The 20,667-nt window shown below is 66.6% G+C and carries 19 protein-coding genes and 2 pseudogenes; 14 read left to right on the top strand and 7 right to left on the bottom strand.

Annotated features, from left to right (window positions below; genetic code table 11):
• Nucleotides 1-538: bifunctional 2-polyprenyl-6-hydroxyphenol methylase/3-demethylubiquinol 3-O-methyltransferase UbiG (locus SYNGFB01_RS00225; protein WP_048016436.1), on the top strand; the 538-nt coding region annotated here is incomplete at its 5' end.
• An 8-nt stretch (nucleotides 539-546) separates the two neighbouring features.
• Here the strand turns inward: SYNGFB01_RS00225 and rpmA are convergent.
• The gene (rpmA, locus tag SYNGFB01_RS00220; RefSeq protein WP_048016435.1) at nucleotides 547-810 is read right to left on the bottom strand and encodes a 50S ribosomal protein L27; all 264 of its coding nucleotides are present in this window, start codon (nucleotides 808-810) and stop codon (nucleotides 547-549) included.
• Between the two features lie 40 nt (nucleotides 811-850).
• Nucleotides 851-1,228: a 50S ribosomal protein L21 gene (gene rplU / locus SYNGFB01_RS00215; protein WP_048016434.1), complete on the bottom strand. Its 378-nt coding sequence runs from the start codon at nucleotides 1,226-1,228 to the stop codon at nucleotides 851-853.
• A 143-nt stretch (nucleotides 1,229-1,371) separates the two neighbouring features.
• On the opposite strand from rplU, the gene SYNGFB01_RS00210 reads away from it, so the two are divergent.
• The 3 genes from SYNGFB01_RS00210 to kaiC are packed head-to-tail and all read left to right on the top strand — an operon-like array spanning nucleotide 1,372 to nucleotide 4,224.
• Nucleotides 1,372-2,244 (top strand): circadian clock protein KaiA, encoded by an 873-nt coding sequence (locus SYNGFB01_RS00210; protein ID WP_048016433.1) that lies wholly within the window; start codon nucleotides 1,372-1,374, stop codon nucleotides 2,242-2,244.
• Nucleotides 2,245-2,259: 15 nt separating this feature from the next.
• Nucleotides 2,260-2,631 carry a circadian clock protein KaiB gene (kaiB, locus tag SYNGFB01_RS00205; RefSeq protein ID WP_048016432.1) on the top strand — a complete coding sequence of 124 codons (372 nt, stop codon included), beginning with the start codon at nucleotides 2,260-2,262 and terminating at the stop codon, nucleotides 2,629-2,631.
• Nucleotides 2,632-2,688: 57 nt separating this feature from the next.
• Nucleotides 2,689-4,224: a circadian clock protein KaiC gene (kaiC, locus tag SYNGFB01_RS00200; protein ID WP_048016431.1), complete on the top strand. Its 1,536-nt coding sequence runs from the start codon at nucleotides 2,689-2,691 to the stop codon at nucleotides 4,222-4,224.
• A gap of 25 nt (nucleotides 4,225-4,249) precedes the next feature.
• On the opposite strand, the pseudogene SYNGFB01_RS00195 reads toward kaiC, so the two are convergent.
• Nucleotides 4,250-6,318: pseudogene (locus SYNGFB01_RS00195) on the bottom strand (ATP-binding protein).
• A pseudogene (purD, locus tag SYNGFB01_RS00190) lies at nucleotides 6,315-7,630 on the bottom strand (phosphoribosylamine--glycine ligase). Before purD ends, SYNGFB01_RS00195 begins: the two co-directional pseudogenes overlap by 4 nt.
• A 110-nt stretch (nucleotides 7,631-7,740) precedes the next feature.
• Between purD and SYNGFB01_RS00185 the strand changes: the two are divergent.
• The 9 genes from SYNGFB01_RS00185 to SYNGFB01_RS00145 all read left to right on the top strand — a co-directional run bounded on the left by SYNGFB01_RS00185 (nucleotide 7,741) and on the right by SYNGFB01_RS00145 (nucleotide 16,091).
• On the top strand, nucleotides 7,741-8,721 hold the full coding sequence (locus SYNGFB01_RS00185) for a hypothetical protein (RefSeq protein WP_152669439.1): 981 nt from the start codon (nucleotides 7,741-7,743) through the stop codon (nucleotides 8,719-8,721).
• Nucleotides 8,718-9,485: a phosphoribosylaminoimidazolesuccinocarboxamide synthase gene (purC, locus tag SYNGFB01_RS00180; protein WP_048016430.1), complete on the top strand. Its 768-nt coding sequence runs from the start codon at nucleotides 8,718-8,720 to the stop codon at nucleotides 9,483-9,485. Before SYNGFB01_RS00185 ends, purC begins: the two co-directional genes overlap by 4 nt.
• Before the next feature lie 44 nt (nucleotides 9,486-9,529).
• Nucleotides 9,530-11,818: a BamA/TamA family outer membrane protein gene (locus SYNGFB01_RS00175; RefSeq protein WP_048016429.1), complete on the top strand. Its 2,289-nt coding sequence runs from the start codon at nucleotides 9,530-9,532 to the stop codon at nucleotides 11,816-11,818.
• Nucleotides 11,818-12,672 carry a UDP-3-O-acyl-N-acetylglucosamine deacetylase gene (lpxC, locus tag SYNGFB01_RS00170; RefSeq protein WP_048016428.1) on the top strand — a complete coding sequence of 285 codons (855 nt, stop codon included), beginning with the start codon at nucleotides 11,818-11,820 and terminating at the stop codon, nucleotides 12,670-12,672. The genes SYNGFB01_RS00175 and lpxC overlap by 1 nt, the downstream gene beginning before the upstream one ends.
• Nucleotides 12,673-12,680: 8 nt before the next feature.
• Nucleotides 12,681-13,169, top strand: a complete 489-nt coding sequence (gene fabZ, locus SYNGFB01_RS00165) for a 3-hydroxyacyl-ACP dehydratase FabZ (RefSeq protein WP_200900028.1) — start codon at nucleotides 12,681-12,683, stop codon at nucleotides 13,167-13,169.
• Nucleotides 13,169-13,975: an acyl-ACP--UDP-N-acetylglucosamine O-acyltransferase gene (gene lpxA / locus SYNGFB01_RS00160; RefSeq protein ID WP_048016427.1), complete on the top strand. Its 807-nt coding sequence runs from the start codon at nucleotides 13,169-13,171 to the stop codon at nucleotides 13,973-13,975. The genes fabZ and lpxA overlap by 1 nt, the downstream gene beginning before the upstream one ends.
• Entirely contained in the window at nucleotides 13,975-15,168 is a 1,194-nt protein-coding gene (gene lpxB, locus SYNGFB01_RS00155) for a lipid-A-disaccharide synthase (protein ID WP_048016426.1), read from the top strand. The genes lpxA and lpxB overlap by 1 nt, the downstream gene beginning before the upstream one ends.
• A complete protein-coding gene (gene msrA / locus SYNGFB01_RS00150) occupies nucleotides 15,165-15,800 on the top strand; it encodes a peptide-methionine (S)-S-oxide reductase MsrA (protein WP_053068227.1) in 636 nt (211 codons plus the stop codon). The genes lpxB and msrA overlap by 4 nt, the downstream gene beginning before the upstream one ends.
• Before the next feature lie 108 nt (nucleotides 15,801-15,908).
• The gene (locus tag SYNGFB01_RS00145; RefSeq protein WP_048016425.1) at nucleotides 15,909-16,091 is read left to right on the top strand and encodes a hypothetical protein; all 183 of its coding nucleotides are present in this window, start codon (nucleotides 15,909-15,911) and stop codon (nucleotides 16,089-16,091) included.
• Between the two features lie 17 nt (nucleotides 16,092-16,108).
• Here SYNGFB01_RS00145 and SYNGFB01_RS00140 read toward each other — a convergent pair whose 3' ends face one another.
• From SYNGFB01_RS00140 to SYNGFB01_RS00120, 3 genes are all read right to left on the bottom strand, one after another.
• Nucleotides 16,109-16,393, bottom strand: coding sequence for a hypothetical protein (locus SYNGFB01_RS00140; protein ID WP_048016424.1), 285 nt, complete (start codon nucleotides 16,391-16,393; stop codon nucleotides 16,109-16,111).
• Nucleotides 16,394-16,421: 28 nt separating this feature from the next.
• The gene (locus SYNGFB01_RS00135; RefSeq protein WP_048016444.1) at nucleotides 16,422-17,936 is read right to left on the bottom strand and encodes a leucyl aminopeptidase; all 1,515 of its coding nucleotides are present in this window, start codon (nucleotides 17,934-17,936) and stop codon (nucleotides 16,422-16,424) included.
• A 1,544-nt stretch (nucleotides 17,937-19,480) separates the two neighbouring features.
• The gene (locus SYNGFB01_RS00120) at nucleotides 19,481-20,182 is read right to left on the bottom strand and encodes a response regulator transcription factor (protein ID WP_053068226.1); all 702 of its coding nucleotides are present in this window, start codon (nucleotides 20,180-20,182) and stop codon (nucleotides 19,481-19,483) included.
• A 134-nt stretch (nucleotides 20,183-20,316) separates the two neighbouring features.
• Here SYNGFB01_RS00120 and SYNGFB01_RS00115 point away from each other — a divergent pair, with 134 nt between their 5' ends.
• Nucleotides 20,317-20,640, top strand: a complete 324-nt coding sequence (locus SYNGFB01_RS00115; RefSeq protein ID WP_048016423.1) for a DUF1825 family protein — start codon at nucleotides 20,317-20,319, stop codon at nucleotides 20,638-20,640.
• Nucleotides 20,641-20,667: the final 27 nt, after the last annotated feature.

Below are 20,667 nucleotides of genomic sequence, written 5' to 3'. Positions count from 1 at the left end.
GCTCGAGCTGGCGGCCTGGCACCTCGNCAGCGCCGGTTACATCGCCGACACGCTCCGCCTGCAGCAGCGGTTCGCCCGTGGTCAGGTGCTTGATTTCGGTGGGGGCATCGGCAGCCATGCCCTGGCTGCTGCAGCCCTTCCCGAGGTGGAGGCGGTCTGGTTCGTGGACCTCAACCCCCACAACCGCGCCTTCGTCGTCGCCCGAGCCGAGACCTTCGGCCTCAGCGCGAAACTGCGCTGTTTCCGCGATCTGGAGGCTGAGGGGCTGCCGGATCGCTTCGACACGATCGTGTGCCTCGATGTGCTTGAGCATCTCAGCGATCCTGGCGGCCAACTGGAACAGTTCGCCGCCAGGATGAATCCCGGGGCGATTGCACTGCTCAACTGGTACTTCTTCAAGGGGTTCAACGGTGAATACCCCTTCCACTTCGATGATCCGGCCCTGGTGGAGCGGTTCTTCCGCATCCTCCAGAGCCGCTTCCTCGAGGTGTTTCACCCCTTTCTGATCACCACGCGTGCCTATCGGCTGATGCCCTGAACGCCTGCTCAGCCCAGGGCCACGTTGATGCGCTTGCGGCTGCGCAGGCCGCGCTTGATGGTGTCGAAGCTCACCACCCCATCCACCAGGGCGTAGAGGGTGTCGTCCGAGCCGCGACCCACATTGTCCCCGGGCAGCACGGAGGTGCCGCGCTGACGGATGAGGATGGAGCCGGCGCTGACGCTCTCACCGCCGTAGCGCTTCACGCCGAGACGCTTGGCGTTGGAGTCGCGGCCGTTGCGTGTGGAACCTGTGCCTTTCTTGTGGGCCATGGGGAATCTGGGAAGGAAAACGTCGGAACCGGTCGGGAGATCAGCCCAGCTTCTTGCCGCCGAGGCTGATCGACTGCACCATCACGCGAGTGAGCTCCTGGCGGTGGCCATTCTTGCGACGGGTCTTCTTCTTGGGACGCATCTTGTAGACGATGATCTTGGGGCCGCGGCGGTGGGCCATCACCTTGAGTTCAACGCTGGCCCCGCTGACGTAGGGCTGGCCGAGGGTGGCCGCCTTGCCGTCGTTCACGAGCAGCACGTTGTCGAGCGTCACGGTGCTGTCGACCTCGGCCGCGAGCCGGTCGAGGTCGTAGTAGCGGTTGGGTTGCAGCCAGAACTGCTGACCGGAGGACTCGACGATCGCGTAGGGCCCGGCCTCGACGCTCGGGGCGCTGCTGGAGGGAGTGGCGGAACTCATGGGGAGCTGGGCGTGGTCAGGCAGGTGCGCAGTCCCGGGATTGGGAGCGCTCCATTGGGCCTGACGCACAAACGGAAGACAAACAACAATCCTCCGCTTCCAGCCTTCCTTTCGTCAACATTTGAAGGTCCCTGGCGCGGTCCATGACCGAACCGGCTCTCACGGTTGCAGCCCTGATCCGCAATCCCCGACTGCTGGCCGCCTGCACCCGCTGGCTGGAGGGAGGCCGTTGCNGGCTCGAACCGGTGGATGTCTCGGGTGACCCGGTGCGGGATCTGGAGCGGCGCCGTGATGAATTCGACGCCCTGCTGCTGGAGCAGGGTTTGCTGCAGGCGGATGCCTGCCAGGCTCTGCGCGAGATCGGCCTGCTGCTGCCGGTCGTGGTGATCGGGGAGGTGAGCGGCAGCACCGAGCTGCACGGCGCTGAGGTGCATCTGCCGCCGGATCAGCTCGAGCAGCTCAGCTACAGCCTGGATGCGGCGGTGTCCCGCTTCCTGCGCCATGGTCCCGGCGTCGATGCCGGGAGCCCGTCCGACAGTGGTGCCGAGTCGGGCAGTGGCACGCCCGAGCGCTGGAAGCTGGCCAATCGCCTCAAGGATCGCCTCGGCTTCCTGGGCGTGTTCTACAAGCGCGATCCCTCGCGCTTCCTGCGCAACCTGCCCAGCGGCGAGAGCGACGACCTGGTGCGCTCCCTGAAGCGCACCTACCGGGACCTGCTGCTGAGCTACTTCCGTGATCCCGCAGCCGCCAACCAGGCCCTTGAGAGTTTCGTGAACACCGCCTTCTTCAGCGATCTGCCGATCACCAAGACTGTTGAGATTCACATGAATCTCATTGATGATTTTGCCAAGCAGCTCAAGCTGGAAGGGCACAAGATCGAGTTTCTTCAGGATTACCGGCTCGCCCTTCTGGATGTGATGGCCCACCTTTGTGAGATGTATCGGCGTTCCATTCCGCCCGATGCGCCGATCCCGGGTCTGCCGCTGATGTCCGGCGCCGATTCATCTCTAGCCTGAATGGAGGCCTGATCGATGTCACCACGCAAAACCTACATCCTGAAGCTTTATGTGGCGGGCAACACGCCCAATTCGATGCGTGCGCTCAAAACACTGCGCAACATCCTGGAAACAGAGTTTCAGGGTGTCTATGCCCTCAAGGTGATTGACGTTCTCAAGAATCCGCAGCTGGCCGAGGAGGACAAGATTCTTGCCACGCCCACCCTGGCCAAGATCCTGCCGCCACCGGTGCGGCGCATCATCGGCGATCTCAGTGACCGTGAGCGCGTTCTCATCGGTCTGGACCTGCTCTATGAGGAGCTTTCCGATGACGCTCTGCTGGCCCAGGACCTGCATGTCCCCGACAGCTCCACCGCAGCTCCCGCCTCGGAGGAGCCAACGGGATAGCTCGGCCGTCATCTGCCCCTTGTTGTCTTCCATCGCCCGTTCCATCCTGCCGCGTTCATGACGGATACCAGTGCCACCCCAGCCCCGCTGATGCAGGTGCAGAAGCTGCCCACCGGAATCGAGGNCTTTGATGACGTCTGTCATGGCGGCCTGCCGATCGGGCGCTCCACGCTTGTCAGCGGCACCTCCGGTACGGGCAAGACCGTGTTGTCGCTGAATTTCCTCTACAACGGGATTCGCCAATACAATGAACCAGGTATCCTTGTCACTTTCGAGGAGTCGCCGCTCGACATCCTGCGCAATGCCGCCAGCTTCGGCTGGAATCTGCAGGAGATGGTCGAGCAGGACAAGCTGTTCATCCTTGATGCCTCGCCAGACCCGGAGGGTCAGGATGTAGCAGGCAGCTTCGATCTCTCCGGCTTGATTGAGCGGATCAACTACGCGATTCGCAAATACAAGGCGCGGCGGGTCGCGATTGATTCCATCACCGCTGTCTTTCAGCAGTATGACGCCGTCTCTGTGGTGCGGCGTGAGATCTTCCGACTGATCGCGCGGCTCAAGGAGATCGGCGTCACCACGGTGATGACCACCGAGCGGATCGATGAATACGGCCCGATCGCCCGTTACGGCGTTGAGGAGTTCGTGTCCGACAATGTGGTGATCCTGCGCAACGTGCTGGAGGGAGAGCGGCGGCGGCGCACCGTCGAGATCCTCAAGCTGCGCGGCACCACCCACATGAAGGGGGAGTTCCCCTTCACGATGGGCAGCCATGGCATGAGCGTCTTCCCCCTCGGGGCGATGCGCCTCACCCAGCGCAGCTCCAACGTGCGGCTCAGCTCCGGAGTACCCAAGCTCGATGAGATGTGCGGGGGTGGCTTCTTCAAGGATTCGATCATCCTCGCCACGGGCGCCACCGGCACCGGCAAGACCCTGCTGGTCTCGAAGTTCGTGGAGGATGCCTGCCGCAGCAAGGAGCGCGCCATGCTGTTCGCCTATGAGGAATCCCGGGCCCAGCTGCTGCGCAACGCCACCAGCTGGGGCATCGACTTTGAGCAGATGGAGCAGGACGGTTTGCTCAAGATCATCTGCGCNTATCCCGAATCAACCGGACTCGAGGATCACCTGCAGATCATCAAGACCGAGATCAGTCAGTTCAAGCCCTCTCGAATGGCGATCGACTCGCTCAGTGCTCTGGCCCGAGGCGTCAGCCACAATGCCTTCCGTCAGTTTGTGATTGGTGTGACCGGTTATGCCAAGCAGGAGGAGATCGCAGGCTTCTTCACGAACACCTCAGAGGAGTTCATGGGCAGCCACTCGATCACCGACTCCCACATCTCCACAATCACCGACACGATCCTGCTGCTGCAGTATGTGGAGATCCGTGGCGAGATGGCGCGCGCCNTGAACGTGTTCAAAATGCGCGGATCTTGGCACGACAAGGGTATCCGAGAGTTCGTGATCACCAGTAACGGTCCGGAAATCAAGGATTCCTTCTCCAACTTCGAGCGCATCATCTCCGGCGTGCCCCACCGCATCAGCATCGATGAACGCAGTGAACTCGCCCGGATCGTGCGGGGTGTGGAGGCCGACTGAGCCCGGGGCACCCGGTCTGGCCCGGTCAGATCGAGGTCGCGCCGCTCTCCGACCTCCCCTTGTTGCGTTCCGCCAGCAGCCGCAGTTCGTCACCATCGGAATGCTCCAGGGGAAGATCGAACCAGAAGGTCGTGCCCACGCCCGGTTCGCTCACCATCCGCACGCTGCTGCCGTGCTTCTCCAGGATCCCGCGCACGATCGACAGCCCGAGTCCGGTGCCGGCCTCGGTGTGAACCGTGTTCTCGACCCGGAAGAAGCGCTCGAAGATGCGCTGCTGATCGCTTTCGGCGATGCCGCAGCCGGTGTCGGCTATCTCGATGCGCAGGCGCGGCAGCGAGCCGCTCAGCATGCAGCTCGGATGCTCGGTCTTGCCCGGTTGAGGGGGTATCAGGCGCAGCGGTCGGGCCAGGGGTAGGCCCGCACCTGCAGCCGGCCTCCCGGTGGGGTGAACTTGAGGGCATTGCCAACCAGGTTGTCGAACACCTGCAGCAGCAGATCCCAGTTGGCGAGCACACGCGGCAGTTGGGGGTCGAGGCTGTGCTCCAGGCTCACACCCTTGTCGTCGGCATTGAGCCGATAGGTGCGCAGGGTCTGCTCGATTGCAGGCGCGATTTCAAGCGGCTCGAAGTTCCACTGCCGATCAGACTCCAGCCTTGAGAGATCGAGCACATCATTGACGAGGCGGGTGAGCCGGTCGGTCTCCGCATTGGCGATGCCCAGGAACTCCCGCTTCTCCGCCTCGCTGAGCTGGTCGCCCAGATCGTGCAGGGTCTCCACGTAGCTCTTGATGTTGAACAGAGGCGTGCGCAGCTCATGGGAGACGTTGCTGATGAAACGGCTCTGGGCGGCATTGAGTTCCACTTCCCGGGTCAGATCCTGCACGGTCATGGCGATCCCCTTGAGGCTCTCGCCGCTCACATCGCGGACGGCCTGGAGCACGATCCGCAGGGTGCGAGGCGGTTCGCCGAAGCTGCAGCGCACGTCGGTCGTGTCCCGCTCGCTGCTGATCACGCTCTCCAGCGCGGCCTGCAGTTCCAGGGCGACCCGCTCCGGCAGTTCCCCGATCAGGTCATTGCCCTCGAGATTGCGGCCCTCCCAGCGGAACAGACGCCGGGCGGTAGGATTCACCAGCACGATCGCGCCGGTGGCATCGAGGAGAACGGCGCCATCGGCCATGGTGGCGATCAGCGACTGCTGCTTCACCTGCTCCGCCTCGAGCTCCTCGATGTTGGCCGCCTTGTAGGCCTCCAGCTGGGCCGCCATCGTGTTGAAACCGTCCAGCAACTCGCCCAACTCGCCCCCCACCGGCAGGGCGATGCGAGCCTCGAAGTTGCCGCCGGCGATCTGCCGCACCCCCCGCAGCAGCTCCTTCACCGGCTCGGTGATGGTCAGGGCGTTGAACACCGAACCCAGGATCACCAGCACCCAGATCGAGATGAACACCGCCACGGTCACCTCCCTGGTGAGGGCGGCGCTGGCGATCAGCGTTTCGTTGGGATTGATCCCGAGTGCCAGCACACCGAGCTGGCGCCCCTCGCTGACCAGGGGGACGAAGACATCCGTGACCTGCCCGTCAGGTGTGAGGTGCTGGCGCACCAGGGGGCTGTCGACACGTTTCTGGAGGTCGGCAGGCAGCTCGAGACGGCGGCTCAAGAGCAATTCACTGCTGCTGGAGCTGCTACTGGGGGCGCTACTCGTGCCGCTCCTGCTGCCCGTATCGATCGGGATGCCCAGGTAGATGATCCCCTCGGGATCGGCGAAGAAGATGTAGCGGAGGCTGCGGCTCGTCTGCCAGAACCGCTCGGCCACGGTGGCGAGCTGGCGGTCATCGCCCTCGGCCACCAGGGGGGTGACGTTGGCGGCGAGCAGTAGCCCCAGGTCGCGGGCATAGCGGGTGTCGCTCATGCGGGCGTCACGCTGGATGCCGTTGAGGGCACCGAAGGTGATGCCGGTCATCAGCAGGCTCACCACCAGGGTGGCCACGGCCAGCAGCTTGGTCTGCAGGCTGAATTCGGCCCACCAGCGTTCCAGGCGCTGGCGCCACGGGCGGGGGCCCGAGTCGGGGTTGGTGTTGGCGGGAGCGGCCTCGCTCATCGGCTGCGCACCTGGTGGCCGATGTCGCGCCGGAAGGTGATGCCCTCGAATCTCACCTGGGCCAGGCCGTCGTAGGCCCGTTCGAAGGCGGCATCAAAGTCGCCGGCCTGGGCCACCACCGCAAGCACCCGGCCGCCGCTGGTGCGGCAGCGTCCGTCGGCATCGCGCTCGGTGCCGGCATGGAACAACTGCAGGGTGTCGCTGGTGCAAAGGCTGCTCTCGATCGCATCGCCCCTGCGGATCCTGCCGGGGTAACCTTCGGCTGCGGCGATCACGCAGGCGCTGCAGCCAGGCTGGATCGTGAGCCGTGGCGCCCGGTCGAGTCGGCCCAGGGCACAGGCCAGCAGCACCGCCGCGAGCTCAGGCCCGAGCAGGGGCATCAGGGTTTCGCACTCCGGATCGCCGAAGCGGCAGTTGAACTCGATCACGCTGGGACCGCTGGCTGTGAGCATCAGACCGGCGTAGATCACGCCGCGGTAACTGATGCCACGGGCCCGCAGTGACGCCAGGGTGGGCTCCAGCACCAGGCTTCGGACCTGCTCGAGCCCGTCCCGGTCGAGCAGCGGTGCCGGTGCGTAGGCCCCCATGCCACCGGTATTGGGACCCGTATCCCCCTCGCCGATGCGCTTGTGGTCCTGGGCGGGGGGCAGCAGCACCATGCGCTCGCCGTCGGTGAGGGCGAACACCGACACCTCGGGCCCGTGGGTGCGCTCCTCCAGCACCACGGAGCTGCCGGCGGCCGTGCCGAAGCGGCCGCTGAAGATCGCCTCGATCGCCTCACGGGCCTCCAGCACAGTGTCGGCCACGGTCACGCCCTTGCCAGCGGCAAGGCCGTCGGCCTTCACCACCAGCGGCCGACCCTGCGCCTCCAGCACCGCCAGGGCTTCCTCGCGGCTGCCGGCGGGCCAGTAGCCCGCCGTGGGCACACCCGCCTCCTGCATCAGGGCCTTGGCCCAATGCTTGCTGGCCTCCAGTCGGGCCCCGTCGGCGCCCGGGCCGAACACCGCCAGGCCCGCGGCCCGCAGCCTGTCCGCCAGGCCTTCGGCCAGGGGGGCTTCGGGACCCACCACCACCAGGTTCACGCGGTGCTCCAGGCAGGTCTCCAGCAGGCCGTCAGGGTCGCTCTCGCGAATCTCCAGCTGATGGCAGCCGGCCAGCTCCGAGGTGCCGCCGTTGCCGGGCGCACCCAGACCCCTTGCACGCCAGGGCAGCGGGCCAGGGCCCAGGCGAGGGCGTTCTCGCGGCCACCGCCGCCCACCACGAGGATCCGTTCGGGGCTGGACAGGGGCGCAGGGGCCGGCGCGGAGCTCATCGCAGGGTGCTGGGAGGGGTGCTGGGAGGGTTGGGTGAAGGGATGAGCCGGCTGGCGTGGCTCCCCTAGGTTGAGCGCCGTCGCGCGGGCCGCAAGCCCAGGGTCTGGTCATGACGGTCGCCTTCCGTCCATTCTCCAGCCACGCCGTCAGGCGATCCCTCGTCACCGGGCCTGTGGGCGTGGGCCTCGCCCTGCCGCTCGGTCTGCTGATGCTGACGCTGCTGGTACCTTCCGGCCGAGCCGAGGGGGCGGTCCCGTCCGCGGCGGCGGACCCAGCGGCCCTCGCCGACGCCTGTGCCGCCGCGCTGGCCGCCAGCGACCAGCTCGCCCTGCGCCAGCTGCAGCAGACGTTGCTTCAACGCCCCGCGCGGCCCGAAGCCCTCGTGCCTCTGCTGGCCCGGGCCGAGCTGCTGCTCAGCTGCCGTGCCCCCGATGGCGCCCTGCAGGTGCTCGATCGCCTCAGCCCGGCGCCTGGGCCGGATCGGCGGGCCTGGCTGCTGATGCGCTGGCAGGCGGCGGCGGGGGCGCTCGACCACCGTCTGGCTGCTGATTCTCTGGTGCGGCTGGCCGAGGGCAATCCAGCCGGCCTTCAAGCGTTGCAGCTGCCCGTGGTCCTCGGCAGCCCGGTCCGGCGTTCCGCTCTCGACCTGCTGGCTGACCATCTTGAATCCCTGGGCTGGCGGCAGCAGGCGGCGGAGGTCCTGCTCAGCGGTCAGGGGCGCGATGCGGCTGCAGCCGCCCGGCTCGGGCGGGCCCTGGCCCTGGCCGAGGATCTGCCGCAGGAGCAGCGCCAGCGTCTGCTGGAGCGGGCTCTGGAGCAGGCCGCCGAGGTCGGCGCCTGGGGGCTGGTGGCTGATCTGCTGGATCAGCAATGGGCGGGACTGAGCGAGGCGGAGCTCGCCGCCAGCGACCTGGCCGTGCAGCGGCGCCTGCGGCTCAGCGGCCGCATTGATGATGCCTACGGTGAATGGCGGCTGCGCCGACGCCTGGCGGAGCCCCAGCCGACCCTTGCCGAGCTGGAGCGGCAGCTGCGCTCGCCGCGCTCCCCCGGCGGCCATGCACCCACACCTGTGATTCCCGCCTTGCCATGACGTCCTATTCGGTCGGGCCGCTGCTCCACGAAGNCAAGGCCAAACGGGTCTTCAGCACCGATCAGCCCGATCTGGTGGCCGTGGAATTCAAGGACGATGCCACGGCCTTCAACGCCCAGAAGAAGGCCCTTCTGTCCGGGAAGGGAACGCTGAATTGCCAGATCGCGGCTCGGCTGTTCGAGCATCTCGGCCGCTGCGGCATACCCACCCACTACCTGGGTCTGGCCGAGGGGGAGCGCGGCGGCACCTGGATGCTGGTGCGGCCGGTCCGGATCATTCCCGTGGAGGTGGTGATCCGCAACCGCGCCGCCGGTTCGCTCTGCCGCCAGATGCCGATCGCCGCCGGTACCCCCCTCGATCCGCCGCTGCTCGATCTCTATTACAAGGACGACGCCCTCGGTGATCCCCTGCTCACCGAGGTCCGGCTCGAACGGCTTGGTCTGCTCACGGCCGCGGAGCGTCTGGAGCTGGAGAGGCTGGCGCGTCGGGTCAACGATGCCCTATGCAGCCTATTTACCGGGGTCGGTCTGGATCTGGTGGATTTCAAGATCGAACTCGGCACCACCATCGACGGACAGTTGGTGGTGGCTGATGAGATCAGTCCTGACACCTGCCGCCTCTGGGACATGGCAGTGACCGATCAGCGGGACCGGATTCTCGACAAGGACCGCTTCCGAGAGGATCTCGGCGGCGTGGTGGAGGCCTACGGGGAGGTTCTCAAACGGGTCCATGACACATGCCCGCAACCTCGCGTCTACCGGTAAGGTCTCCGGAACCGCGGCTCGTCCGCATCCGATTCCCGAGGCTGATGGCTGGCTCGCTGGGTACCAAGCTCGCCCTGACCCTGCTGGGCTGCTCCCTCTTCTCCGCCGCTCCGGCCCTGGCCCAGCAGCCTGCCAAGCCCTCATCGCAGGAGGCTCCGGCAAACCGCTCTCCGAGCAGATCGACAACCCCTTCGCCAGTCCTCAGCCGGCGCCCGCCGCGAGACGCCCACGCCCGCCGGCGACACCCCGCGCCCCAGACCCCTGCCCAGCAGCCCCAGCAGAAGCCCGAGCCCCGGGCAGAGGAGCCTCAGCCTCAGCAGCCGGCCGAGCCGAGGGTTCTGATTTCGGAGGTGGTGATCGAGGGGCTGGAGGGGCACCCTGAGCGCGACCGCCTGGAGCTGGCCGCCTATGCCGCCATGGCAGCGACTCCGGGCAGCCGCGTCACCCGCAGCGAACTGCAGACGGATCTGTCGGCCATCTATGCGAGCGGCTGGTTTTCGGATGTGCGGATCCAGCCGGTCGATGGCCCCCTTGGTGTGCGCCTCGTGGTCACCGTGGTGGCCAATCCGGTGCTTCAGAGCGTGCGCCTCGATCCCGCCGACCTGAAGCTGCCGGAGCAGGTGCTCAAGGACACATTCGCAGCCGACTACGGGCAGACCCTCAACCTCAACGCCCTGCAGACCCGCATGCAGGCGCTGCAGAAGTGGTATGCCGACCAGGGGTATTCCCTGGCCCGGATCACAGGGCCCACGCGCGTCAGCCCGGATGGGGTGGTGGAGCTGCTCGTGCGCGAAGGCACCGTTGAGGGGGTTGAGGTTCAGTTCGTCAACAAGGAGGGCGAGAGCACCAACGACAAGGGTGAGCCGATCCGCGGCAAGACCAAGTCATGGGTCGTGACCCGGGAGGTCTCGCTCCGGCCGGGTCAGGTGTTCAACCGGCGAGACCTGGAAGAAGACATCAAGCGCATCTACGGAACCGGTCTGTTCAGCGATGTGAAGGTGACGCTCCGGCCGGTTCCCGCTGAACCCGGCAAGGTGGTGATCGTGCTGGGGGTCGTGGAGCAGTCGAGTGGCTCGCTTTCCGGCGGTGTCGGCTACAGCCAGACCCAGGGGGTGTTCGGCCAGATTCAGTTGCAGGACAGCAACCTGTTCGGCCGGGCCTGGGATCTGGGTACCAACTTCTCCTATGGCCAGTACGGTGGCCTGGGCGACATCACATTCACGGACCCATGGGTCAAGGGCAACCCTTACCGCACCTCCTTCCGGGTTCGGGCCTTCTTCAGCCGGGAGATTCCGCAGCTCTTCCAGAGCGAAAACGATGGTGAATTCCGCACTGTTTCCAAAGTCACCAAGAGTGTTGATATCGGCAATGAGGATCAGATTGTCAATGTTGCAAAAAGTGATAATCAATATCGGGCTGATCGGGAGGCTGGCAATCCTTCCATCCGGCTGACCAACAACTCCGTTGCGCTTCAGCGTGTTGGGGGCAGCGTTCAGATCGTGCGTCCGCTCAATGGTGGCAACCCCTACAAGAAGGCGCCCTGGAGCCTGATCCTTGCTTTTGGGGGTCAGGAGGTGACTCCCATGGACTTTTCCGGTGACAAGAACCCGTTTGGTGTTGTGAATGATGCCATCAATAACCGGGTGTCACCCAACCAGGTCTCGGCCAACAATGTGATCTGCCTGGCCTATAACTGTGCTTCCGAAAATCAGTTGCTCAGTTTCAGGGTCGGCGCCACCTACAGCACCCTCGACGATCCGAGGAACCCTACGAAGGGGAACTTCCTCAGCTTGGGAACGGAGCAATTCGTATCTGTGGGAAACAATTCGCCGACTTTCAACCGGCTTCGCGGTAATTTCACGCACTTCATTCCGGTGAACTGGCTGAAGCTCTACAAAGGTTGCAGGCCGAAGCCCGGAGATACCTTTGATTGCAAGCAGGCTCTGGCATTCCAGGTTTCAGGCGGCACTCTCGTCGGAGGCGACATCCCCCCCTATGAAGCCTTCTGCATGGGCGGCGGCAATTCCGTGCGCGGCTATGCAGACTGTGATCTCGGTGTCGGCAAGAGCTTCGGTGAGTTCACCGCCGAATACCGGTTCCCGATCTTCAGCATCATCAGCGGATCCCTGTTCTTCGATGCCGGTACCACCTTCGGTACTCAGTCCCAGGTGCCGGGCAATCCCGGCGGTCTGCTGGGCAAGCCTGGCGATGGTTACTCGGTGGGTGCCGGTCTGATCGTGACCACGCCGGTGGGCCCCNTCCGCCTTGAGGTAGCCAGCCAGGATTTCACCGGCGACTGGCGCTTCAATCTGGGCGTGGGCTGGAAGTTCTAGTGACCGGCTGGCCAGAGGATTACAGCCGCGGCTGGACTCTGGCGGCTGAGCTCGAGCGCAGCGGGGTTGGCCTGCACAGTGGCGTCGTGACCACGGTGCGCCTGGCCCCGGCTCAGCAGCCGGGCTACTGGCTCGGCTGGCTCGATCAGCCAGAGCGGCCCCTGCAGCGCCTCAGCCCTGAGCAGGTGGTCGATTCCCGCCTGTGCACGGAACTGGCGTTGGAGGATCGTCGTCTGGCCACCGTGGAGCATCTGTTGGCGGCGTTGGCCGGCACCGGCATCAGCCAGGCTCAGATCTGGGTGGATGGGCCGGAGATTCCCCTTCTTGATGGCTCGGCGCTGCCCTGGGTGGAGGCGATTGCCGAGGTCGGCCTGACCCCGGTTGCGGGCCGGCCTGCGGCCCCTGCTCCCGCTGAGCCCCTCACCCTCCACCAGGNCAGCAGTTTTGTCACGGTCCTGCCGTCGCATCGGCCGCAGATCGCTGCCGCCATCGAATTCAAGGAGCCAGCCATCGGCCGGCAGCTGTTCTCGCTGGAGCTCACTCCCCAGCTGTTCGTGAGCGAGATCGCCCCGGCCCGCACCTTCGGTCTGCGTTCTCAGGTGGAGCAGCTGCGTGCCGCCGGCCTGATTCAGGGCGGTGGCCTCGACAATGCCCTGGTCTGCGATGGCGATCGTTGGATGAATCCGCCCCTGCGCTTCGCCGATGAACCGGTGCGCCATAAACTCCTTGACCTGATCGGCGATCTGGCCCTCGTTGGTCTGCCGCGGGCTCAGGTGTTTGCCTATCGCGGTTCCCACGCCCTCCACACCGCCCTGGCCGCCGCCCTGGCCCACCTGCCCCGTTCTCTCGCCTGATCCCCGTGATCCAGTCCAGCAGCTCCTCAGGCCAGCCGGAAGCCCAGGCGTCCGCCGCCTCCCCTGTGGTGCTCAGTTCGGAGCAGATCCAGGGTTTGCTGCCCCATCGCTACCCCTTTGCTCTGGTGGACCGGGTGATCGAGCACGAGCTCGGTAAGCGGGCTGTAGCGATCAAGAACGTGACCATCAATGAGCCCCAGTTCCAGGGCCACTTCCCCGGCAGGCCTCTGATGCCCGGGGTGCTGATCGTGGAAGCGATGGCTCAGGTGGGCGGCCTGATCGTGACCCAGATGCCCGACCTGCCGAAGGGACTGTTCGTGTTTGCCGGCATCGACGGCGTCCGATTCCGCCGGCCTGTGGTGCCCGGTGATCAGCTGCTGATCCGCTGCGAGCTGCTCAGTTTCAAGCGCAAACGCTTCGGCAAGGTGAGCGCCGAGGCCCGCGTGGATGGGGAGTTGGTCTGCTCCGGGGAACTGATGTTCTCCCTGGTGGACTGATGGCCACCACGATTCACCCCACCGCCGTCGTCCATCCCAGGGCGGAGCTGGCCGCCGGCGTTGAGGTGGGCCCCTACGCCGTGATCGGCGCGGAGGTGAGGATCGGGCCTGACTGCTGGATCGGCCCCCATGTGGTGCTGGATGGCGTGGTGCGGATGGGCCGCGGCAACCGCATCTTCCCGGGGGCCTGCATCGGCCTGGAGCCGCAGGATCTCAAGTATTCCGGCGACCCCACCGAGGTCGTGCTGGGTGATGCCAACACCATCCGCGAGTGCGTCACGATCAACCGTGCCACCAACGGCTCGGAGCAGACCCGGATCGNCAGCCACAACCTTTTGATGGCCTACAGCCACCTCGGCCACAACTGCCGCCTCGGGGATCGCATCGTGATCGCCAACGGCGTCGCCGTGGCCGGGCATGTGGTGATCGGTGACCGGGCGGTGATCGGAGGGGTGCTCGGCATTCACCAATTCGTGCACGTGGGCACCCTGGCGATGGTGGGTGGCATGAGCCGCATCGAGCGCGATGTACCGCCCTTCTGCCTGGTGGAGGGCCATCCGGCCCGGGTGCGCGCCCTCAACAAGGTGGGTCTGCAGCGCAGCGGCCTGGCCGAGCGCAACGATGGGCACGACGTCGCCGATCTGCGCCAGACCTGGCGTCATCTCTACCGCTCTGGCCTGCCGCTGGCAGAGGCTCTCGCCGAACTGCGCCGCCTTACCCTCTCCGCCACGGCCGACGAGCTGGTGCGGTTTCTGGAAGCCTCTGTTTCTCCCGGCCGCCGCGGACCGATCCCCGGAGCACGCTGATGCTGAGACTGCTGGTCAGCACCGGGGAGGTCTCCGGCGACCTGCAGGGGGGNCTGTTGGTGCAGGCCCTGCACCAGGAAGCCGGTCGCNGTGGTCTTGAACTTGAGGTGGTGGCCCTGGGAGGTGAGCGAATGGAGCGTGCAGGCGCCAGCCTGCTGGCCAACACCAGCCGGATGGGGGCGATCGGGCTGCTGGAGGCCATCCCTTTCGTCCTGCCCACCCTGCTGTTGCAGCGGCGACTGAAGCGCTGGTTCAAGGGTGAGGCCCCGGATGGGGTTGTGCTGATCGACTACATGGGCCCCAACGTGAGTCTGGGTCTGCGGCTCAAGCGCCGCTATCCCTGGGTTCCGATCACCTACTACATCGCTCCGCAGGAGTGGGCGTTCAAGTTCGGCTCGGAGGGTCGCACCAACCTGATCCGCTTCACGAACCAGATCCTGGCGATCTTTCAGGAGGAGGCGCGCTACTACCGCTGCCGCGGGGCCCAGGTCACCTATGTGGGCCATCCTCTGCTCGACACGATCGGGGTGATGCCGAGCCGGGCCGAGGCGCGCCGGCAGCTGGGCCTACGGGAGGACGCGCCGGTGCTGCTGCTGATGCCGGCCTCGCGGCGCCAGGAGCTCCGCTACATGCTCCCCCACATCGTGGCTGCCGCCGCCGAGCTGCAGCGTCGTCTGCCCCGGTTGCAGGTGGTGGTGCCGGCGGGCCTTCCCGACTTCGAGATCCGGTTGGCCCGCCAGCTTGAACTGGCTGGGGTACGAGGACAGGTGATCGCCGCTTCCGATGCCGATCGNCTCAAGCCCGTGCTCTGCGCCGCGGCTGATCTGGCTGTCGCGAAATCCGGAACGGTGAACCTGGAGCTGGCTCTGCGGGGTGTCCCCCAGGTGGTGGTCTACCGGGTGAGCCGGCCCACGGCCTGGGTGGCGCACCACATCCTGCGTTTCAGCGTGCCGCACATCTCGCCGGTGAACCTGGTGCTGGGGGAGCGGCTGGTGCCGGAACTGCTGCAGGCTGATCTCACCCCAGCCGCGATCGTCGCCCAGTCTCTGCCCTTGCTGGATGCCAGCGGCGCGGCCCGCTGCGCCATGCTCGAGGGCTACGGCAGGCTTCGTCGGGAGCTCGGCGAACCGGGCGTGACCCGGCGCGCTGCTGCTGCGATTCTGGATCAGGTACTGGCGGCTTCAGCGGGATGAGGATTCGCCCAGGGGTTCTGCTGGCCTTGCCACTGCTGCTGGCCGCCCTGTGGTGGTGGCCTTTGCCGGCCCTGGCCGGCGAGTCCGCCGAAGCCGTGCTTGCCGGCGGCTGTTTCTGGTGCCTGGAGCATGACCTGGAGAAGCTGCCCGGTGTGCTGGATGTGGAGAGCGGCTACAGCGGCGGCCGGCTCGCCAATCCNACTTACCGCCAGGTCTCGGGAGGGGGCAGCGGCCATCAGGAGTCGGTGCGGGTGCGCTTTGATCCCCGGCGGCTCAGCTATCCGACTCTGCTGCGGGTCTACTGGCGCAACATCGATCCCCTCGATGGCGGCGGCCAGTTCTGTGATCGCGGCGATTCCTACCGACCGGTGATCTTCACCGCCGATGAACAGCAGAGGGTGGCTGCCCAGGCCAGCCGCAGGGCCGCGGCCGGGGAGCTCGGCCGCTCTCTGGAGTCTCTGGCGGTGCGGATTCAGCCGCTGCAGCGGTTCTGGCCGGCGGAGGCCTACCACCAGAACTACGCTCGCCGCGAACCCCTGAAGTACAACTACTACCGTTGGGCCTGTGGGCGCGACCGACGGCTGGATCAGCTCTGGGGCGCCCGGGCCCGCAGCTCATCCCCCTGGCGCTGATCCGCGTGTGGATCGCCGCAGGTGTCGCGGGTTGAGCGGATTTCCCGCCTATGCAGATCGCGGCGGCCTCCCTAACCTGCAGAGTGATCTGGAGTGATGATCCCCCGTATGTATCTGCTGACCATCCGGGACGGTCTGCAGACCCGCCATATCGGGCCGTACAGCAGTCCCAAACAGGCTGCCGATGATCTGGATCGGCTCCTTCAGCGCTGCGATGACCGCGTCCGCTGGCAGATCCATGCGCAGGAGTCCCCGGCTGAGCTGCTGGCCGGCCTGGAGTTGGCGGCCTGAGCCGCTTGCAGCGGTGCTCAGGGCTGCCGCGGGTAGCCTCGCAGCAGACCGCTTTCGATCATCAGCCCCACGCCGGCATTGATCAGGATCAATCCGAACGTGCCATACCAGAACCACGGTCCCGGCGCATGAAGGAAGCGGAGCGGCAGGCTGGCCCCGGCCTGGCTGGCGAGATCGGCGCGTTTGGCCAGTTCCTCCAGCCCCTTGCGGATCACCGCCTCGCCGAAGAGGCACAGGCCCGCAGGCAGGAGCAGAACGCCCAACTGTGCCTTGACATACCAGCGGATTTTCTTGACGGCCATGGCGGCGTTCCTGCGGGCAGGCCCCAACCTAGGTGGAGGCCCCGTTGCACACCCAGTGCACGAGCGTGCGCACCCCGAAGCCCGTGGCGCCGGCAGGATCGGCGCCGCGGCCCTTCTCGCTCCACACCGTGCCGGCGATATCCAGGTGCGCCCAGGGCAGGCCCTTGGTCACGAAATCCTGAAGGAACAGGGCGGCTGTGATCGATCCACCGGGACGGGGGCCGGTGTTCTTGAGATCGGCAAATGGGCTTTNCAGCCCGGCCTTGTAGGAGGAACGCAGGGGCATGCGCCAGAGGTCTTCCGCGCCGGCCCGGCTGGCATCCAGCAGTTGCTCGGCCAGACCGTCGTGGTTCGACCAGAGTCCGGCGATCTCCTCGCCCAGGGCGATCACGCAGGCACCGGTGAGGGTCGCCAGATCCACCACCGCATCGGGCTCCAGCCGGCAGGCGTAGACCAGGGCATCCGCAAGGGTGAGCCGCCCTTCGGCGTCGGTGTTGTTGATCTCGATCGTCTTGCCATTGGAAGCGGTCACGATGTCACCCGGATGCAGGGCCCCGCCGCTGATCATGTTCTCGCAGGAGGCCACGATCACATGCACTTCAACCCCTTCGGGCCGCAGCTCGCCGATGGCGCGGGCCGAGCCGAGAACTGCAGCGCTGCCCCCNATGTCGTATTTCATCATCTCAATCTGAGACCCTGCGGTTTTGAGGTTGTATCCGCCTGAGTCGAAGGTGAGACCCTTGCCGATCAGCGCCACGCGCCGGTTCACCGGGCCCTGAGGGCGGTAGGTGAGATGGATGAATTTGGGTGGCAGGATCGAGCCCTGTGCCACCGCCAGGAAGGCTCCCATTCCCAGAGCCTCACAGTCGGCCCGCTCCAGGAGGCGCAGCTCCAGCTGGTGCTCGCTGGCAAGCCGGGAGGCCGTGTCGGCCAGATGCTGAGGCGTGGCCACATTGGGTGGGGCGGCCACCAGCTGGCGGGCCAGCTCGATGCCGGCGCAGGTTGCCGCGGCGGCGGCGAGAGCCGCGTCGCCATCGCCGCTGATGCCCAGCAGATCGATCCGCGTGGGCAGCGGCTGAGGCTCGGGCTCCCCTTTGAAACGCTGATCGCTGTAGAGAGACAGCTGCACCGCCTCGGCCATGGCTCGGGCTGCCGCACCTGCATCCAGGCCCTCGATCGGCAGGGCCAGACCGACCGAAGCGGCTCCGCTGGCCGCAGCGGCGCGGGCGGCACTGGCGGCCGCCACACGCAGTCCCGCCTGATCCAGCTCGGCGGCAGGTCCGAGGCCCACCAGCACCAGGCTGTTTGGACACCCATCCAGTTGCTCGAAGCTGACGCACTCGCCGGGCTTCGCCTTGAAGCGTCGCTGTTCAAGGCGCTGCGCCAGCACTGGGCCGAACCAGCCGCTCAGCACATCCCAGAAGGGATGCTGTGAACCATCCTTCCCTTCGTCGGGGCGGGCCAGCAGGCCCACCGCCAGGCAGTCACCCTGCCAGCCGCTGCGGGCGGCTGCCAGATCGAGGGGAAGGCACTGAAACTGCATGGTGGGCTGCACGGCGGGGTTGTGGAACTGGCTGGCCCCTGGAAGTGGCCGCTGGGACATCGCGCTGGGTCGGCCAGCTGAACGGCCCAGAGGCGTTCGGCACCGGATCGAGACGGCCCGGTTGGATCCGCTCGGACGCGTGGGGATCGTAGCCAGCGCGCCCGAGCTGTTCTGCTCAGGACGGCTCAGCCTGGAAGGGGGTGGCCCAGCGAGCTCGCGTCTCCTTGTTGAAGGGGGGTTGCCAGCGCCGGATCAGGGCCTGCTCCAGGGCCCGCCGCGGTCTCACCGCAGTCGGCACATCGAGCCAGAAGCGGATCGTCAGTCGCACCTCCAGGCCCGCCTTCTGCAGTGCTTCGCCGTAGGCGGCCAGATAGCTCTTGCAGTCGTGATCGCCCTTCCAGCGTCGATCCGCCCGGGCCGTTTCGCCCACGTAGAGCAACAGGGGGCTCGCCAGCCGCGGCGGCTGATCGATCACGAAATACAGCGCCGCTCCCTGCTGGGAGGGCTGGGGCCAGCGCCAGAAGCTGAGGGGCTGGGGCCGCAACTCGAGCGGATTGAGCCGCTCGAGCCCGCTCGCGTCCGGTTCGCAACCGAACAGCTCCCCCTGGTGGGTGCCGGACGGCCCGCAGCCGCTGCCGCTCCGGTCGAACAGGGGCGCCTGCACCTCCGCCAGCCGTTGCTGCCAGTGGAGCAGCTGCTCGCGGCGCATGGGCAGCTCGGCTGCCTTTGCTCCGCCGGGATGGATGCGTGGAACAGTTCTCCCTGACGCATGGTCTCGCGTGCGACGCTTCAGCGCCGCAGGGGCGGGGGTAGNCACCGGCCCCCCCGACCCGGGGCTGAAGCGCACCTTGCCGATCCAGGATTCCACCACCGCGGCGGGAAGCTGCAGGCGCTGCTGCAGATCCGCCAGGTCCTGGAATGGCTGGCGGGCCCGCTCTCGCAGCAGCCGCTGGCAGCGCTCCGCGGAGAGCCCCAGCTCGCTGAGCTGCCGTTGCGTGGCACGGTTGAGATCGAGTGGTGCTCTTGCGGGATCCGTGCCAGGGGGCTGGCCATACCAGCGGAAGGTCAGCACCGGCTGCCAGCAGGCCACCATGGTGTCGTCGAGCTCCAGCAGTCGCTGCAGGTCATCGATGCCGGAGAGCTGCACACCGCCGGCCTGCAGACGCATCAGCAGATCCACCTGATCGGTCTTGATCCCCGGCAGCCGCAGCCAGTCCCGACGGCTGGCGCGATTCACATCCAGTTCCCAGCCCAGGGCCGCCAGATGGCGCACCTCCTCGGCGCTGGATAGCTTCAGGGATGGGTTCTGGCGCAGTTTCAGCACCAGCAGATCCCGTTCCACCGTGCTGTCGTGGTCGCTGGGCCAGAACGGCTGCGATGCAGCGGCGCTGGCTGCGGGACGGGGCCGAGCCGGATTGGGTGGCAGTTGGCCGATGGCCTGGAGCAGGCGCCGGGCCAGCGGATCCAACCAGTGCCGTTGGGCCATGGTTGCTGGCGGTGGCGGGGCGACGGGCCCGAACCTAGCGGCAGTTTCAGTCGTCCCGCTAGTCGATCAGGCCACGGTGCAGGCCGATCACGGCCGCGTGGCCGCGGCCACGGGCCCCCAGCTTCTGCAGCAGGCTGCGGACGTGGCTGCGCACCGTCTCCACGGAGAGGAAGAGCTGGCTGGCGATCTCCCGATTGGTGAGTCCCATCTGCAGGCCCTCCAGCACCTGGCGTTCCCGTGTGCTGAGCAAGGGTTCGGTTCTCGCGGAACCGCCTCCGGCCAGCTGCCGGATCAGGGTGTTGAGGGACCTGTCGATGTAGCGCCCGCCGGCCCGGATGCTCTGAACCGCCGCCAGCAGAGTGCCCTGGCCCACGCGCGAATCCAGACAGATGCCGTCGCATTCGGCGGCCAGAGCCCGGCGCAGTGGCTGCAGCCGCCGCTCCTCACTCACCAGCAGCAGGGTGTGGGTACCGGGATGGTCTCGCTTGACCCGCTCCACCAGGTTCACTGCATCGCCCTCCTCCAGCCGGTCGGTGCAGACCAGCAGATAGGGCCGCTGCTGCTGCACCAGGCAGAGGGCTTCGTCCGCGGTGGTGACCGCCCCCACCAGGTTCACGGAACCCACCTCCTGGAAGAGGTTCAGCCAGGCCCCCAGCAGGGCCCGGCTGCCCGAGCAGAAGGCCAGGCTGGCTCCGTCGAGGGCAGCGGCGATCTGGCTGGGGCGCTTGCGGAGCTCAGCCAGCAGGGGAGCGAAGTTCACGGAACCGGGATGGACTCTCATGCTGGCTACGGAGCGGCGCGGTGGCTGCACCCCGCATTCACGGGATGCGTGGATCCGCACTCCCCAGATCACCGGGCGTTTCCCAGAATTGTCAGCGTCCGCCGTGCTTGTTGATGGCGTTCTTTGACTCCGAGATCGTTCAGGACGAGGCCAGGCGCTTGTTTGTTGACTATCAGCAGCTGATGCAGCTGGGCAGTGACTACGGCAAGTTCGATCGGGAGGGCAAGAAGCTCTATATCGAACGGATGGAGGACATGATGGACCGCTATCGCGTGTTCATGAAGCGCTTCGAGCTTTCCGAGGACTTTCAGGCGAAGCTCACGATCGAGCAATTGCGCACCCAGCTCGGCCAGTTCGGCCTCACCCCGGATCAGATGTTCAACCAGATGCGCCAGACTCTCGACCGGATGAAGGGCCAGTTGGAGGCAGAGGCCTGAGGGCCGTTCCCGTCTCGGTGCCGGGTC

This window comes from Synechococcus sp. GFB01, assembly GCF_001039265.1.
GTDB lineage: Bacteria > Cyanobacteriota > Cyanobacteriia > PCC-6307 > Cyanobiaceae > NIES-981.
The sequence above is the reverse complement of the archived record's forward strand: the minus strand, read 5'-3'. Positions and strand labels throughout refer to the sequence as shown.